Annotated in this window: 17 protein-coding genes; 9 read left to right on the top strand and 8 right to left on the bottom strand. The window is 72.4% G+C overall.

The window, feature by feature from the left end; all coding sequences use genetic code 11:
* Window positions 1–57: 57 nt before the first annotated feature.
* Window positions 58–939, bottom strand: a complete 882-nt coding sequence (locus tag R2D22_RS15815; RefSeq protein ID WP_318104059.1) for an NAD(P)-dependent oxidoreductase — start codon at window positions 937–939, stop codon at window positions 58–60.
* 85 nt (window positions 940–1,024) lie between these two features.
* Between R2D22_RS15815 and R2D22_RS15820 the strand changes: the two genes are divergently transcribed.
* On the top strand, window positions 1,025–2,008 hold the full coding sequence (locus R2D22_RS15820) for a GlxA family transcriptional regulator (protein WP_318104060.1): 984 nt from the start codon (window positions 1,025–1,027) through the stop codon (window positions 2,006–2,008).
* Here the strand turns inward: R2D22_RS15820 and R2D22_RS15825 are convergent.
* On the bottom strand, window positions 1,974–3,257 hold the full coding sequence (locus R2D22_RS15825; protein ID WP_318104062.1) for a geranylgeranyl reductase family protein: 1,284 nt from the start codon (window positions 3,255–3,257) through the stop codon (window positions 1,974–1,976). The two genes, R2D22_RS15820 and R2D22_RS15825, sit on opposite strands and share 35 nt — an antisense overlap.
* 96 nt (window positions 3,258–3,353) lie before the next feature.
* Entirely contained in the window at window positions 3,354–4,046 is a 693-nt protein-coding gene (locus R2D22_RS15830) for a demethylmenaquinone methyltransferase (RefSeq protein ID WP_318104063.1), read from the bottom strand.
* A 168-nt stretch (window positions 4,047–4,214) separates the two neighbouring features.
* Between R2D22_RS15830 and R2D22_RS15835 the strand changes: the two genes are divergently transcribed.
* From R2D22_RS15835 to R2D22_RS15845, 3 genes are all read left to right on the top strand, one after another.
* Window positions 4,215–4,745 (top strand): SigE family RNA polymerase sigma factor, encoded by a 531-nt coding sequence (locus R2D22_RS15835; protein WP_318104065.1) that lies wholly within the window; start codon window positions 4,215–4,217, stop codon window positions 4,743–4,745.
* 10 nt (window positions 4,746–4,755) lie between these two features.
* Window positions 4,756–5,586, top strand: a complete 831-nt coding sequence (locus R2D22_RS15840) for a hypothetical protein (protein WP_318104066.1) — start codon at window positions 4,756–4,758, stop codon at window positions 5,584–5,586.
* Window positions 5,587–5,815: 229 nt separating this feature from the next.
* Window positions 5,816–6,388, top strand: coding sequence for a DUF3152 domain-containing protein (locus R2D22_RS15845; protein WP_411977026.1), 573 nt, complete (start codon window positions 5,816–5,818; stop codon window positions 6,386–6,388).
* A gap of 182 nt (window positions 6,389–6,570) precedes the next feature.
* Here the strand turns inward: R2D22_RS15845 and R2D22_RS15850 are convergent, their stop codons facing one another.
* Window positions 6,571–7,170, bottom strand: a complete 600-nt coding sequence (locus tag R2D22_RS15850) for a hypothetical protein (protein ID WP_318104070.1) — start codon at window positions 7,168–7,170, stop codon at window positions 6,571–6,573.
* 7 nt (window positions 7,171–7,177) lie between these two features.
* On the bottom strand, window positions 7,178–8,377 hold the full coding sequence (mqnC, locus tag R2D22_RS15855) for a cyclic dehypoxanthinyl futalosine synthase (protein WP_318104071.1): 1,200 nt from the start codon (window positions 8,375–8,377) through the stop codon (window positions 7,178–7,180).
* Window positions 8,378–8,525: 148 nt separating this feature from the next.
* On the opposite strand from mqnC, the gene R2D22_RS15860 reads away from it, so the two are divergent.
* Entirely contained in the window at window positions 8,526–9,584 is a 1,059-nt protein-coding gene (locus tag R2D22_RS15860; RefSeq protein WP_318104072.1) for an alpha/beta hydrolase, read from the top strand.
* A gap of 9 nt (window positions 9,585–9,593) precedes the next feature.
* Here the strand turns inward: R2D22_RS15860 and R2D22_RS15865 are convergent, their stop codons facing one another.
* On the bottom strand, window positions 9,594–10,469 hold the full coding sequence (locus tag R2D22_RS15865) for a menaquinone biosynthetic enzyme MqnA/MqnD family protein (protein WP_318104074.1): 876 nt from the start codon (window positions 10,467–10,469) through the stop codon (window positions 9,594–9,596).
* A 259-nt stretch (window positions 10,470–10,728) separates the two neighbouring features.
* Between R2D22_RS15865 and R2D22_RS15870 the strand changes: the two genes are divergently transcribed.
* From R2D22_RS15870 to R2D22_RS15885, 4 genes are all read left to right on the top strand, one after another.
* On the top strand, window positions 10,729–10,932 hold the full coding sequence (locus R2D22_RS15870) for a cold-shock protein (RefSeq protein WP_003967102.1): 204 nt from the start codon (window positions 10,729–10,731) through the stop codon (window positions 10,930–10,932).
* Between the two features lie 108 nt (window positions 10,933–11,040).
* Window positions 11,041–11,439: a DnaJ family domain-containing protein gene (locus tag R2D22_RS15875; RefSeq protein WP_318104076.1), complete on the top strand. Its 399-nt coding sequence runs from the start codon at window positions 11,041–11,043 to the stop codon at window positions 11,437–11,439.
* Complete coding sequence (locus tag R2D22_RS15880; RefSeq protein ID WP_318104078.1) at window positions 11,436–11,948, top strand: mycothiol transferase; 513 nt, start codon at window positions 11,436–11,438, stop codon at window positions 11,946–11,948. The genes R2D22_RS15875 and R2D22_RS15880 overlap by 4 nt, the downstream gene beginning before the upstream one ends.
* A gap of 76 nt (window positions 11,949–12,024) precedes the next feature.
* Window positions 12,025–13,383 (top strand): SMI1/KNR4 family protein, encoded by a 1,359-nt coding sequence (locus tag R2D22_RS15885; RefSeq protein ID WP_318104080.1) that lies wholly within the window; start codon window positions 12,025–12,027, stop codon window positions 13,381–13,383.
* A 314-nt stretch (window positions 13,384–13,697) separates the two neighbouring features.
* On the opposite strand, the gene R2D22_RS15890 is transcribed toward R2D22_RS15885, so the two are convergent.
* Both R2D22_RS15890 and R2D22_RS15895 read right to left on the bottom strand, forming a co-directional pair.
* Complete coding sequence (locus R2D22_RS15890; RefSeq protein WP_318104081.1) at window positions 13,698–14,120, bottom strand: hypothetical protein; 423 nt, start codon at window positions 14,118–14,120, stop codon at window positions 13,698–13,700.
* Complete coding sequence (locus tag R2D22_RS15895) at window positions 14,117–14,839, bottom strand: hypothetical protein (protein WP_318104082.1); 723 nt, start codon at window positions 14,837–14,839, stop codon at window positions 14,117–14,119. Before R2D22_RS15895 ends, R2D22_RS15890 begins: the two co-directional genes overlap by 4 nt.
* Window positions 14,840–14,847 lie beyond the last annotated feature (8 nt).

Raw genomic sequence — 14,847 nt, forward strand, 5'->3', positions numbered from 1 at the left:
TCACGTTCGCGCGCCGAGCCCATGCTCCCGCACGCGCCGCCACCGGGAGCGGCCGGGCTACCGCGGCGCCGGGCGGAACGCCTCGATGATCCGGGCGTAGCTGTCGCCGCCGTGGCCGGCCTCGATCGCCTCCCGCATCATCTCCAGGTGCAGCTCGGGCAGTCGGGCGTCGATCCCGCGCTTCTCCCCCGCGTGCAGCAGATGGGCGATCGAGGCCACGTGCACGTCGAGCGTCGCGTCGTCGCCCGGGTACTTCCCCGCGTCGATCTGCTCGGCGTAGGTGGTCATGAACCAGGCCATCGTGCCCAGCGAGCGCACCACGACCGCCGTGAAGTCCTTGGCCGACACCCCGTCGGCCCCGGTCAGCGCGGTGGAGTGCAGCCAGCCGCCGAACATCGACCACATCAGTCCGAGGAGACCCGCGTCGTACAGCGAGGCGAGCCCCGCGTCCGCGCCCAGGTCCACCGGATCGGCGAGGACCTCCAGGGCCGGGCGGTGCGTCTGCAGGAGGCCCGGACCGCCCGCGTAGAGAATCATGTTGGCGCTGTCGCCGATGCCGGGCGGGGTGGTCATGATCCCGCCGTCGAGGTAGCCGATGCCGTGCCCGGCGGCCCAGGCGGCCTCCTCGCGGGCCTGCTCGGGCGAGCCGGAGGTCAGGTTGACCAGGACCCGGCCGCGCAGCGCGTCGGCGACGGGTTCGAGGAGGGCGCGGACCGCCGGGTAGTCGAGGACGCAGACCACGACGAGCTCGCTCGCCGTGACCGCCTCGGCGACGGTGGCCGCGTGGCGGGCGCCGCGGGCGACGAGCGGACCGGCCTTGTCCGGGGTGCGGTTGAAGACGGTGGTGGGGTGCCCGGCGTCGAGGAAGGCGGCGGCGAGAGCCGCGCCCATCCGGCCGAGCCCGATGACGGTGACGTTCTGCTTGTTCGTGTTGCTCATGGGGATCACGCTCGCAGCGGCGAGAACCGGCCGACAGGACCAGGACCGCCGTCCGGCGCACGATTCCTGCCATAGGGTCGCGGACATGAGCACCGGAGTCGTCGCCGTCGCCCTCGTACCCGACGCGGAGGGGCGGATCTCGCCGTACGACCTGTACGAACTCTCCACCGTCTCCATGGTGTTCGGAATGCCGCACACGGATCTGGCGGACCCCTGGTACGAGCTGCGGGTCTGCGGCCCGGCCCCGTACGGGACGCCCGGCACGACCGGGTTCGACGGGCTGGCCGGCGCGGACACGGTGATCGTGCCGTCGGTACCGGACGGGGTGGTCGAGGGGCGCCAGGAACTGCCGGCGGACCTGATCGCGGCGGTGCGCGCGGCGGCGGACTCCGGGGCGCGGACGGTGTCGATGTGCAGCGGCGCGTTCGCGCTGGCCGCGGCGGGGGTCCTCGACGGCCGCCGGGCCACCCTGCACCGCGCGTACGCGGCCGAGCTGGCCGCCCGTCACCCCCGTGTGCACGTCGACCCGTCGGTCCTCTACACCGACGACGGGACGGTGCTGACCGGCGCGGGCGCCGCGGCCGGCCTGGACCTGTGCCTGCATCTCGTACGGAAGGACCTCGGCGCGGCCGTCGCGGGCGCGCTCGCCGACCGCCTGGTCGTCCCGGCGCACCGGCCCGGCGACCGGCCCCAGTTCGTCGCCTCGCCGGTTCCGGCCGACGAGGCGGACACGCTCGGCCCGGCGCTCCAGTGGGCCCTGGAGCACCTCCACGAGCCGCTGACGGTGGACGGTCTGGCCCGGCGGGCCCGGATGAGCGCGCGCACCTTCCACCGCCGGGTGCGCGAGACGCACGGCACCACCCCGCTGCAGTGGCTGCTCGAACAGCGGGTGGCGCGCGCGCAGACGCTCCTGGAGTCGACCGACCTGCCGGTGGAGCGGATCGGGGAGGAGAGCGGCCTGGGCTCGGCGGCGAACCTGCGCCGCCACTTCACCCGGACCGTCGGGGTCTCCCCCACCGCCTACCGGCGCTCGTTCACGCCTTCGGGGCCACCTTCGAGAGCCCGTTGATGATGCGGTCCATCGCGTCGCCGCCCGTCGGGTCGGTCAGGTTGGCCAGCATCTTCAGCGTGAACTTCATCAGGAGCGGGTGGGTCAGACCGCGCTGCGTCGCGATCTTCATGACCTTCGGGTTGCCGATCATCTTCACGAACGCCCGGCCGAGCGTGTAGTACCCGCCGTAGGTGTCCTTGAGGATCTTCGGGTAGTTGTGCAGGGCCAGTTCGCGCTGGGCCGGGGTGGCCCGGGCGTGCGCCTGGACGATGACGTCCGCGGCGATCTGACCGGACTCCATCGCGTACGCGATGCCCTCGCCGTTGAACGGGTTGACCAGGCCGCCCGCGTCGCCGACGAGCAGCAGGCCCTTCGTGTAGTGCGGCTGGCGGTTGAACGCCATCGGCAGGGCGGCCCCGCGGATCGGCATCGTCATGTTCTCCGGGGTGTAGCCCCAGTCCTCCGGCATGGAGGCGCACCAGGCCTTGAGCACCTCGCGCCAGTCCAGCTCGCGGAAGGCCTTCGAGGAGTTGAGGATGCCGAGGCCGACGTTGGACGTGCCGTCGCCCATGCCGAAGATCCAGCCGTAGCCGGGCAGCAGGCGGTCCTGCGGGCCGCGCCGGTCCCACAGCTCCAGCCAGGACTCCAGGTAGTCGTCGTCGTGCCGGGGCGAGGTGAAGTACGTCCGTACCGCGACGCCCATCGGCCGGTCCTCGCGCCGGTGCAGGCCCATCGCCAGGGACAGCCGGGTCGAGTTGCCGTCGGCGGCGACGACGAGCGGCGCGTGGAAGGTGACCTCGCGCTTCTCCTCGCCGAGCTTGGCGTGCACGCCGGTGATCCGGCCGGTGCGGTCGTCGACGATCGGGGCGCCCACGTTGCAGCGCTCGTACAGCCGGGCGCCGGCCTTCTGCGCCTGCCGGGCGAGCTGCTCGTCGAAGTCGTCGCGCTTGCGGACGAGTCCGTAGTCCGGGTACGAGGCGAGGTCCGGCCAGTCGAGCTGGAGCCGGACGCCGCCGCCGATGATCCGCAGGCCCTTGTTGCGCAGCCAGCCGGCCTCCTCGGAGATGTCGATCCCCATGGAGACGAGCTGCTTGGTGGCGCGCGGGGTGAGGCCGTCGCCGCAGACCTTCTCGCGCGGGAACGCGGTCTTCTCCAGGAGCAGGACGTCCAGTCCGGCCTTGGCGAGGTAGTACGCGGTCGTGGAACCGGCCGGGCCCGCCCCGACGACGATCACATCTGCGCTGTGCTCGGAGAGCGGCTCGGTCACGGCGGGGTCTCCCGAAGAGTCGAGGGCTGGTCGTCTGGAAGTGTATTGCGCGGGTCCCGCGGCCCCGGCGGGGGCCACGGGACCACGGACGTGGTGTTACGCCTTGAAGCCGCGGTGCATCGCCACGATGCCGCCGGACAGGTTGCGCCAGGCCACCTTCGACCAGCCGGCCTTCTGCATCAGCGCGGCGAGGGCGGGCTGGTCCGGCCAGGTCTGGATGGACTCGGCGAGGTAGACGTACGCGTCCGGGTTCGAGGACACCGCGCGCGCGATCGGGGGCAGCGCCCGGATCAGGTACTCCTCGTACACCTTGCGGAACGGCGCCCAGGTGGCGTGCGAGAACTCGCAGATCACGACCCGGCCGCCGGGCTTGGTCACCCGGTACAGCTCGCGCAGCGCGGCCTCGGTGTCCTGGATGTTCCGCAGCCCGAAGGAGATCGTGACCGCGTCGAAGACCTCGTCGCGGAACGGCAGCTTCGTGCCGTCGCCGGCCGTCAGCGGCAGCCAGCCGTGCTTCTTCTTGCCCTCGCGGAGCATGCCGAGCGAGAAGTCGCAGGGCACGACGTACGCGCCGGTCGCCGCGAACGGCAGCGAGGACGTGCCGGTGCCCGCCGCCAGGTCGAGGACCTTCTGCGCGGGACGGGCGTCGACCGCCTTGGCGACCTCCTTGCGCCAGCGCCGGTCCTGGCCCAGCGAGAGCACGTCGTTGGTCAGGTCGTAGTTCGCCGCCACGTCGTCGAACATCGTGGCGACTTCGTGCGGCTGCTTGTCCAGGGTTGCTCGCGTCACGCGGCCATTGTCGCAGCCGCCTCCCCGCGAGCCTCGGCCCGTCCCCCCGAAGCCGCCCGGAAATTTCCCTGGGACCCTTTCAACCTTTCCGGGGCGGGCGCACTCAAGGACGGACGACGGAACACAAGACACGCAGACACGCTGCGACGCGGCGACGAAGGGAGTGCGATGGACGCGGCACACGACCCGGACGGCGGGTTCGAGGAGTTCGCACGGGCCGGGCAGCAGCGGCTGTACCGCACGGCGTACCTGCTCTGCGGCGACGCCGAGCAGGCCCGGGACCTGACCCAGACCACGCTGGCCAAGGTCTTCCAGCACTGGCGGAAGGCCGGCGCGGCCGACCATCCGCACGCGTACGCCAAGACGGTGCTGACCCGCAGCTTCCTCGCCGAGCGGCGGCGCCGGCTGCGCGACCTGCTCGCGTACACCCGGGCCGGCCGGCCGGACACGGCCGCGACGGCCGGGCCCGGCGACGCGGACGTACGGGTCACCCTGCTCGCCGCGCTCGGGGAGCTGCCGCCGCGGGCCCGCGCCATGGTCGTCCTGCGCTACTGGGAGGACCTCAGCGTGGAGACGGTCGCAGGGCTGCTGCGGTGCAGCGAGTCCACCGTCAAGAGCCAGTGCTCGCGCTCACTGGCCCGGCTGCGCGAGCGGCTCGGCGAGGCGCACCTGTACGCCCATCACGCCAACGGAAGCTGAGGAGGCCGCCGTGACCGACACGACGGACGACACCACGATGATCCGCGAAGCCATGGACCGCACGACCGAGGGGCTGCCGCCCCTCCCCGACCTCGCGCCCGTCGCGGTCCGGCTGGGCCGCCGGCGGCGCGCCCGCGCCCGGCTGACCGTCGTCGGCGGCGCGTTCGCGACGGTGACCGCCGCCGCGCTCGGACTGACGCTGCTGCCCGGCGACGCGGGCGGCGGCCCGGCCGTGGGCGGGGTGGGAGCGGCCCCGGAGGCCCCGCCCACCCCGTACCGCACACCGGTGAAGATCGACCCGACGCCGGGCGAGGAGTCCGGACCGGCGGTGCCCGAGGCGGAACGCGACCGGCAGGCCCGGTTCCAGCAGCGGGCCGCCGGCCTCTTCGACGAGCTGCTGCCGCCGGTGGTCACCGACGTCCGGCCGGTCGACGGCCGGGTGAACCTGTACCAGGTACGGGCGCAGGGACGGAACTTCACACTGAAGCTGACGATCCGGCCGGTACAGGCGGACGACGGCCCGCTCACCTGCACGGGATTCCCGGCGAAGGGGGGGACCTGCGAGAAGGTCGCGCTCGACGGAGGCCGCGAGGCGTACGCCTACCGGGCGCCGGTCAACGAGATGGACACCTTCGGCGCGCGGATCGCCTTCGCGTACGGCAAGAGCCGGGTGACGGTCGAGATCAGCCCCTCGGAGGAGCCGGGCAAGAAGAGCCTGTCGTCGCCGGTGACGGCGCGGGAGCTGACCGCCCTCGCCGAGGACCGCGGCTTCACCGACCTCGTCGCCGACGCGGAGAAGAACCCGGTGGAGACCTACCGGTCGCCGGTCCGTGGCGGCTGAGCACCGCAGACGTGGCAGCGGCGGCGCGCGCCGGGGCGGGCGGGCCGTCGCACGCCGGGCACGGCGGCGCAGCGCGCGGCGGCGGACGGCCGTCGCGGTGTTCCTGGCCGGGGTCGCCGTACTGACCGGCCTGCGGGTCTCGGGGAGCCACGCCGACGGCTCCGCGGGCCCGCGGGCCCGGGCCGGAGCGACAGCTGAGCCGCCCTTGGCTCCCCCGCCGGAGAGGACCATGGCCCCGCCTCCCGCCCCACCGCCGGTCCCGCTCTCCGGGCCCGGCACCTTCGCGACCGCGCCCCCGGGCGGGAGCCACGGGACGCTGCGCTACCGCGTCGAGGTGGAGGACGGCTCCGGGGTCGACCCGGCCGCCGCGGCCGAGCAGATCGCCGGCTTCCTCGCGCACCCGCGCGGCTGGTCGCACGGCGGCGTCCGGTCCTTCCGCAGGGTCGACGACCGCACCGCCGGGTTGGTCGTCCGGATCGCCACCCCGGCGACCGTGGACCGGCAGTGCGGCGAGGACACGGGCGGCGAGCTCAACTGCCGCAACGGAGTGCTCGTGCTGGTCAACCTCAAGCGCTGGCAACGCGGTTCGCCGCAGTTCGACGGGCCGCTCGCCGAGTACCGGGCGCTGATCGTCAACCACGAGGTCGGCCACTGGCTGGGCCGCGGCCACGCGACCTGCCCGGGCCCCGGCCGCCCGGCCCCGGCGATGATGCAGCAGATCAAGGGCCTGAAGGGCTGCGTCGCCAACGCCTGGCCGTACGACGACGCCGGCCGCTATCTCGGCGGCCCCGCGGTCCCCTGACCAGCCGTACCCCGAACAGCACGGCCGCCAGGGCCGCGCCGGCGGCGGCGAGCGAGGGCAGCGCGCGGTCGAGCTGATCGGACCAGGTGGGCGCGGGCACCCCCATCATCGGATCGACGGCGACGACCGGAATCACGCCCGACGCCCACGCCAGGTAAGCCATTCGGGCACCCTACGCCGCGCTACCGCCGGCGGTGCACCAGTCGGCCGGCGAGGACCGTCGCCACGCAGGTGGACGCCCCCTGCCGGACGAGCGCGGCCCGGTCCGGGACGTCGAACACGGCGAACCGCGCCGGTCCGCCCACCGTCAGGGCGGGCAGCAGCACCAGCGGGGTCGGCGAGAAGGACGGCGGCCCCGGCATCGCCTGAGGGCGCTGCCCCACGGCGAGCCCGGCCCTGCGCACCGCGTCCTTGGCGGCCCGGCCGCGCAGTTCCCCGGCGACGGCGACCGTGCCGTGCGCGAGCAATCGCTGCACCCCGCGGCGTGCGCTGGCGCCCAGCCGCGCGGGGTCGGCCCGGAAGATCGCCTGCGCGCGTGGGCCGGTGATCGGCTCGGTGCCGAACTCGTCGGCCTCGCGCGGATCAGGGTGGTACATGCCTTCGAGCAGCTCGGGACCGTACGGGTTGAGCAGCCCGGACGTGAGGATGCCCGGCCAGCGCCGCAGCCGCGCGTCCTCGTACACGGCGGCCAGCTCCTCGTACGGGCCGACGGCGGCGACGTACGCGCCGTCGACCAGGACGGCGGTCTCGGGCGACGCCTCGGCGACGTGGAGTGTCAGCACCGGCGCGTCAGTTGGCGTCGAGCAGCTTCAGCTCGGGGTGCGCCGTACCGCCCTCGATCGCCGTGGACGAGATGTGCGAGGCGACGCGCTCGTCGACCGGGTCGTTCGCCGGGTCGTCGTGCACCACGATGTGCTCGTACGTGGTGGTGCGCTGCGCCGGGACACGGTCGGCGGTGCGGATCATGTCGATCATCTCGCGCAGGTTGGAGCGGTGCTTCGCGCCCGCGGACGAGACGACGTTCTCCTCCAGCATGATCGAGCCGAGGTCGTCCGCGCCGTAGTGCAGGGTCAGCTGGCCGATCTCCTTGCCCGTGGTGAGCCACGAGCCCTGGATGTGGGCGATGTTGTCCATGAAGAGCCGACCGATCGCGATCATGCGCAGGTACTCGAAGATCGTGGCCTGCGTCCGGCCCTTCAGGTGGTTGTTCTCCGGCTGGTACGTGTACGGGATGAAGGCCCGGAAGCCGCCCGTCCGGTCCTGCACGTCGCGGATCATCCGCAGGTGCTCGATGCGCTCGGCGTTGGTCTCGCCGGTGCCCATGAGCATCGTGGACGTCGACTCGACGCCCAGCCCGTGCGCGATCTCCATGATCTCCAGCCAGCGCTCGCCGCTCTCCTTCAGCGGGGCGATCGCCTTCCGCGGCCGCTCCGGCAGCAGCTCCGCGCCGGCGCCGGCGAAGGAGTCGAGGCCGGCCGCGTGGATCCGCGTGATGGCCTCCTCGACGGAGACGCCGGAGATGCGGGCCATGTGCTCGACCTCGGACGCGCCGAGGGAGTGGATGACCAGCTGCGGGAACTCCGCCTTGATGGCGGCGAAGTGCTTCTCGTAGTACTCGACGCCGTAGTCCGGGTGGTGCCCGCCCTGGAACATGATCTGCGTACCGCCCAGCTCCACGGTCTCCGCGCAGCGGCGCAGGATGTCGTCGAGGTCGCGGGTCCAGCCCTTGGCGGTGTCCTTGGGCGGCGCGTAGAAGGCGCAGAACTTGCACGCCGTCACGCACACGTTCGTGTAGTTGATGTTGCGCTCGATGATGTACGTCGCGATGTGCTCGGTACCCGCGTACCGGCGGCGGCGCACCGCGTCGGCGGCCGCGCCCAGCGCGTGCAGCGGCGCGGAGCGGTACAGCTCGAGCGCCTCCTCCGGGGTGATCCGGCCACCCGCGGCGGCACGGTCGAGGACGGACTGAAGGTCGGCCTTCTCGGTCACCGGGTGTCCCTTTCGGAGGGGTTGAATCAAGAGGTGTGGCGCGCAGCGCCTCGTTCGGGGTGGTGGTGGGAGGCGGGTGGGCGTACCGAGCCAGCCTACGCCAGGGGGTTCGGGCAACCGATCGCCGCCCCGTCCCCTCTTCCGTGGCGTGAACCAGCGCACCCGGACCCTCGCCGCCGCACTCGCCCTCGCCTCGGTCGCCCTGGTGACCGGCTGCTCCGACGAGGGCGAGCCGGTCTCCTTCGACGGCCCGAGCGCCGGGCCGTCCGTCCCGGCCTCCGAGGCTTCCCGGCCGGCCCCCGCGCCCACGTCGGCGCGCACGTCCGCGCCGCCCTCCGGGCCGCGGACGGTCCTGCCGACCGGGCCGAAGGCGCGGTTCACCACCCAGAACACGCTCGACGACGGCACCAAGATCGGCATGGCCACCCTGCAGGGCGAGAAGTCCGGTTTCACGGGCAAGGTGTGGGTGTGGGCGCCGAAGCAGTATTTCGACCCGAAGTACGCGAACAGCGGCTTCCCGGTCCTCATCGCACTGCCGGGCGGAAACGGTTACCCGAACAATTATTGGATGGGCACCGACCTGAAACTGCAGAGCAGCATCAGCAAGTGGGCGGACGCCGGAAAGAGCCTGCCGTTCATCGTCGTGATGCCCGTGCTCAACCCGGACGACAGGTTCTACTACGACGGCAGCGATATTCCGGGGCGGCCGAAAATGGGCACCTGGATGACGGAGGACGTGCCGGATTTCGTCCGGGCCAATTTCCGCACGTTCGCGTCGCGCGACGGCTGGGCGTTCATGGGTTCGTCGTCGGGCGGGTTCGTCGGCCTCAAGTCCGTTCTCCGGCACCCGGAGAAGTTCAAGGCGGTCATCGCCTCCGGGCCCGACACCGAGCCCGACTCCCCGCTCTGGTCCGGCCACGAGCAGGAGCGGCAGGCCAACAACCCCGAGCGCCTGGCCCAGTTGTACGGAGCGAAGCCGGCCGGCCCGGCGAACGACGTCTACCTGGCGTTCCAGATCGGCACACGGGAGTCCGGCCTGAAGAACCTGAAGGCGTTCATCCACACGTACACCAAGGGTCCGGTGAAGACGCGCCTCCAGGTCATACCCGACGGCGGACACAACGCCCGTACGTATGTACGGGGCATGGGCGACGGCTCGATCCAGTGGATCAGCGAGCACATGCAGGGCCCGGTGTCCGCCCCCTAGCTCTGTCGCCTAGCTCTGTCGCCGGGGCGGCAGCAGCTCCACCTTCACGTCCGCCGGGAAGCCGGTCGTCGGGCCGGTGCGGCGGGCGAACTCCCGGACGCCGGCGAGCTGCTCGGGTCCGAAGCGGAAGTCCAGGGTGGTGAAGTACCGCTCCAGGAGCGCCGCGTCGAAGGTCTCCCAGCGGGCCGCCTGCTCGGCGACCTTGGCGACCTCCACCAGCGACAGGTCGCGCGAGGCCAGGAACGCCTCGTGCACCTCGCGGACCGTCTCCGGCTCGCGGGCCAGGTAGTCCTTTCGCGCGGCCCACACCGCGAAGACGAACGGCAGCCCCGTCCAGTCCTTCCACATCGTGCCCAGGTCGTGGACCTGGAGCCCGAGCCGCGGCGCGTCGTGCAGCGAGGCGCGCAGCGCCGCGTCGCCGATGAGCACGGCCGCGTCCGCCTCCTGCATCATCAGCCCGAGGTCGGGCGGGCACGTGTAGTAGTCGGGCGTCACCCCGAACTGCTCGGCGAGCAGCAACTGCGCCAGGCGCACGGAGGTGCGGGAGGTGGACCCGAGCGCGACGCGCGCCCCGTCCAGCTCGGCCAGCGGCCGCTGCGAGACGATCACGCAGGACATCACCGGGCCGTCGCAGCCGACCGCGATGTCCGGCAGTGCGACGAGATCACCGGCGTTGCGGAGATATTCGACGAGCGTCACGGGGCCGATATCCAGGTCGCCGCGGACCAGCTGTTCGCTGAGCTTCTCCGGGGTGTCCTTGGTGAGCTCGAGATCCAGGAGCGTTCCGGTCCGCGCCAGCCCCCAGTAGAGCGGCAGACAGTTCAGGAACTGGATGTGACCGACCCGGGGGCGGTTGCGCTGGTGGTCGTCGGTTGCATTGTCCACAGCGCGAGGCTAGACCTGTCTCGTACGACGGACATCGCCGGGTGGGCCGTCGGCGCGCACGGAGCATGTCAAACATGAGAGTGACGTGATCTTTCCCTCTACCGTGATGTGCACTCTGCGTGCTACGCTCAACGCAAGTTGCAGTTTGGTTTCCCTTGCAGTACAGAGCCTGCGGAGCATGTGACCCGCAGGCTTTTGTAGTTTTCAGACTTGTTTGCAGGTTCTGGAGCAGGGCAACCCTTTGGCCCAAGGAGGGCTTATGGCTACCGGAACCGTCAAGTGGTTCAACGCTGAAAAGGGCTTCGGCTTCATCGCCCAGGACGGCGGCGGCCCGGATGTCTTCGTCCACTACTCCGCGATCAACGCGTCTGGCTTCCGCTCCCTCGAGGAGAACCAGGTCGTGAACTTCGACGTCACCCAGGGCCCGAAGGGCCCGCAGGCGGAGAACGTCACCCCGGCCTAAGTTGCCCGGGTCGGCGATCGCGCACGGCTAGAGCAGTACCCAAGGAGCCTCGCTCCCGCACCTTCCGGTGCGGCAGCGGGGCTCCTGCCTTTTGCCTACGCTGGACCCATGACCGAGCGCAAACCGCCGGGGGTCGACTTCGAGTCCTTCGTGGACCGTCAGATCCGTGACGCCGAGCGACGCGGCGACTTCAGCAGACTGGCCGGATTCGGAAAACCACTGCCCGACGACACGGCGCCCTACGACGCGCTGTGGTGGGTCAAGGGCAAGATGCACCGCGAGGGCCTGACCGTCCTGCCGCCCTCGCTCGCGCTGCGCAAGGAGGCCGAGGACGCGGCGGAGAAGGCCGCCGCGGCGGTCTCGGAACAGCAGGTGCGGCGCATCCTCGACGAGATCAACGAGAAGATCGAGGCGGCCCTGCGCCGGCCCCCCGAGGGCCCGCCGCTGAACCTCCGGCCCTTCGACGTCGAGGCCGAGGTCGCCGCCTGGAAGGAGCACCGGTCATGAGGACCCCCGAGCTGCTCGCCGACGCCTTCGGCCGCGTGCAGGAAGCCGTCCACGAAGCGGTGGAAGGCCTGCTGGACGAGGAACTGGCCTACCGGCCGGACGGCGACGCGAACTCGATCGCCTGGCTGGTCTGGCACCTCACCCGCATCCAGGACGATCACATCACCGACGCCTTCGGCCTCGACGCCCAGCTGTGGACCACGGAAGGCTGGGCGGACCGCTTCGACCTCCCCTTCGCCCCCGCCGCGACCGGCTTCGGCTTCACGAGCAAGCAGGTGGCGGCCGTCCGCGCCCCCGGCGACCTGCTCCTCGGCTACTACGACGCGGTCCACGCCCGCACGCTGGAACAGGTCTCCGGCCTGACGAACGCCGAGCTGGAGCGGATCGTCGACACCTCCTGGAACCCGCCGGTCACCCTCGGCGTCCGCCTGATCAGCGTCATCGCGGACGACCTCCAGCACGCGGGGCAGGCGGCGTACGTGCGGGGGCTGGCGGAGCGACGGGGCTGACTGTCGGCCGGCTGTCACAGGGGCCCGACATACTCGCCTCCGTCACGTCCGACGACGGCAAGACCGGAGGCCCCTGTTGTCCTCGCTGCACGACTTCGCGACCTGGGAACCACTGCTGAGGCTGATGCGCGCCCGCGGCGCCGGCGGACCGGGCGGGCGGACGGCCGGCCGGATCGGCCGGGGCAGCTGGAGCGTGCCGGGCCGGGACCGCGGGCGGGCCTCGCTCGCGGACGACTGGATGGACGAGACCGCGGCGGTCAAGCGCGTGAGGGAGGCGCTCGCGGAGGACGGCACGGAGGACGTCGCCTTCGCCGCGGAGTTCGCGCCGGACGGCCGGGCCCGACTCCACCTGCTCGGCGGTTCCTCCGTGGAGCCCGGCATCGGCGGGCCGTTCCCGGAGGCGCTGCTCCTGGTCGAGGGCGCCGTGGCCGAGCCGTGGCGCCGGCTGCCGGAGCCGGTCCCCGGAGCCGTACCGGCCCCGACGGCCGACCCCGCCCTCCTCGAGCGGACGCTCCGCGAGCGGCTCCCCGACGCCGTCGGCGCGACCGAGCAGGAGATCGCCGCCGCGGAGGCGCGCCTCGGCATCACGCTCCCCGAGGAGCTCAGGACGCTCTACCGGGTGGTGCGGGCGCACTGGGAGGACTGGGACGACGACTACGACAACGCCATGCACGTCTTCACCCAGGTCGGCTGCGAGCTGCTCGACCTCGACCGGCTGTACGCCGCCGAGCCCGCGACCCGCCCGTGCTCGTGGCGGCACGCGGCCACCAGGGCGGCCGAGCCGACGCCCGACGACGCGGTGCAGGACCTGGTGGGTTCGGCCGGCTGGATCGTCTTCGGCGACACCGGCGGCGGCGACGCGATAGCCGTCGACCTGACGCCGGGCCCGCGCGGTCACGTCGGGCAGATCATCGTGATCGGCCACGAGGGCTCCATCGGAGCCGCCCTGGTCGCCGACTCCCTCACCGACCTGGTGCTCGACCGGACCCCGGAACGGCGCGTCGGCCGCCCCTGGGACCGTCCGGCCGTGGCCCACGTGAACCACGCCTCCCTGCCCGACGTGGAGGCCGCCGCCCACCCGGCCCTGGAAGTCCTGTGCCTCGGCGTCCACAAAGGAGAGCCGCTGAGCCTGGAGCCCGTCATGGAACTCCCCCGCCTCCGCACCCTCACCGCCTACCCCGGCACACTCGCCGACCCCCTGGAGATCGCCCGCCTCACCGGACTGGAGTTCCTCGAACTCTGCCCGTCCGACTGGCGCACCCTCCTGGACGCCGAAGCGGTCCCGCCCACCCTCAAGGCCGCCGCCGTCGAAACCCGCTCCCACCGCGACCACCTGCTGGAGATCGCCGACCTGACCGACGAGATCCTCGCCCTCTGGAACCGCCCCCCACTCACCCGAACCGTCGTCGAGGGCGACCTGGGCCCGCGAGAGTGACGTCAGTGTCGCGCCCCTCGCGACCGGCCTCGGTCACGGAACCGGTCACGCAGCGCCGGGCCCGGGCGGCAGCTCCGCCATCAGGCGTTCGTACGCGTCGTCGCCGCTGCGGTTGCGCAACGCCGCGAAAGCTCGGTCCGCCCACTCCCCTCGTCCCGGTACGCCTCGGCCCGGTGGATGAAGAAGAACCGCCCCACAGTCGTTTGCGCCCCGGTCAGCGCTGCCCGCCCTGAACGTAGTCCGCCGCGCCGGCCGTCCCGCCGCCGCACACACAGCATCGGAGCCGCTCCGAGACCGGCAGGTCGGGCCGGCGGTCAGTCATCCTCGTCCTCGAGTTCGACGATCGGGTGCTCGGAGACGGCCGCTGCGACGATCATCGGGGCATCGCCGTCGGACTGGTTGAGCGAGACGCCGACGTAACGAGCCTGGTCGCCGACCGGGCCCCACACCGCCAGGTCGCCCAGAAGGTAACGGTCGACCAGAGCCTGGAAGAACGGCGGCATCAGCGTGTCACGGCTCGCCCGGAAGATCGGAACCCGCATGCCGACCTTCCGGTGCGGGCCCCAGCGGGCGTCGAGGGCGTCCCGGACGGCAGCGAGGCGGGCCTCGGCCGTCGCCTCGGCCTCCGCCCACTCCTGCTCGTACACCCCGATCAGGCTCGGGCCCTCCCACAGTTGGAGGATCGCGAAGCCCTCGGGCGGGAGCGGACCCTCCAGGAGCGCGTCCAGCTCCGTCACAGGTGCGGCCGGTCCATCGGGCGGGGCAGGGGGGCCAGAGCCCCGGCGTCCCGGAGGCGTACGTAGGCCTGGACCACGGCTTCCGTGTCGTCCTGCGGGGCGATGCCGAGGACGACACCGCCGCCGGGCAGCTCGCGGCGTGCCGCCGGGAGGTCGTCCGGGACGAGAGCCGCGCGGCGGGCGGACAGGTGGCCGATCCAGCCGACGGAGGGCTCGCCGACGACGAACCCGGCGTCGTCCTCCAGCGCGTCCAGGAGGTCGTCGTCGAACGCGCCGCCGTAGTCCGGGTCCCACGCCTCGACGAGAGCCGTGAGGAGCTCGGCGTCCGGGGTCGCCACCTCGTCCGGTGAGGTGATGCGGATCCCCATGGTCTGGAGCAGGAACTCCGGTGAACCGCCCGCCCGGCTGGTGATGTCGATCTTCCAGCCCGGCTTGCCCTCGATGACGAGCGCGAGACCGTAGCCCGTCCGGTCCGACCAGCCGTCCGCCTCCTGCTCCGCACGCAGCGCGGTGAGGAGCGACTCCCCGTCGGGGCGCAGTTCGGTCGCGGGCCCGGAGACATGGACGTGCTGCCACGTCCACAGGCCGTTCGTCTCCGTGCCGGAACCCGCGTCCGGGAGCAGCGCGGCAAGACCGTCCAAGGTCTGCTTCCACCGTCCGGCCACGGCCTCTACGGACTCCTGACGCGGCCCCCAGGCCACCCGTACCAAACGCTCCATGCGCCCGA

Origin of the sequence: Streptomyces sp. HUAS YS2 (assembly GCF_033343995.1) — a bacterium.
Taxonomy (GTDB): Bacteria; Actinomycetota; Actinomycetes; order Streptomycetales; family Streptomycetaceae; genus Streptomyces; species Streptomyces solicathayae.

What these genes read in the sequence shown, in the direction of transcription:
- R2D22_RS15815 (WP_318104059.1), bottom strand. Translation starts at nt 939, where the DNA reads ATGAGCAACACGAACAAGCAGAACGTCACCGTCATCGGGCTCGGCCGG.
- R2D22_RS15820 (WP_318104060.1), top strand. Translation starts at nt 1,025, where the DNA reads ATGAGCACCGGAGTCGTCGCCGTCGCCCTCGTACCCGACGCGGAGGGG.
- R2D22_RS15835 (WP_318104065.1), top strand. Translation starts at nt 4,215, where the DNA reads ATGGACGCGGCACACGACCCGGACGGCGGGTTCGAGGAGTTCGCACGG.
- R2D22_RS15845 (WP_411977026.1), top strand. Translation starts at nt 5,816, where the DNA reads ATGGCCCCGCCTCCCGCCCCACCGCCGGTCCCGCTCTCCGGGCCCGGC.
- R2D22_RS15870 (WP_003967102.1), top strand. Translation starts at nt 10,729, where the DNA reads ATGGCTACCGGAACCGTCAAGTGGTTCAACGCTGAAAAGGGCTTCGGC.
- R2D22_RS15875 (WP_318104076.1), top strand. Translation starts at nt 11,041, where the DNA reads ATGACCGAGCGCAAACCGCCGGGGGTCGACTTCGAGTCCTTCGTGGAC.
- R2D22_RS15880 (WP_318104078.1), top strand. Translation starts at nt 11,436, where the DNA reads ATGAGGACCCCCGAGCTGCTCGCCGACGCCTTCGGCCGCGTGCAGGAA.
- R2D22_RS15895 (WP_318104082.1), bottom strand. Translation starts at nt 14,839, where the DNA reads ATGGAGCGTTTGGTACGGGTGGCCTGGGGGCCGCGTCAGGAGTCCGTA.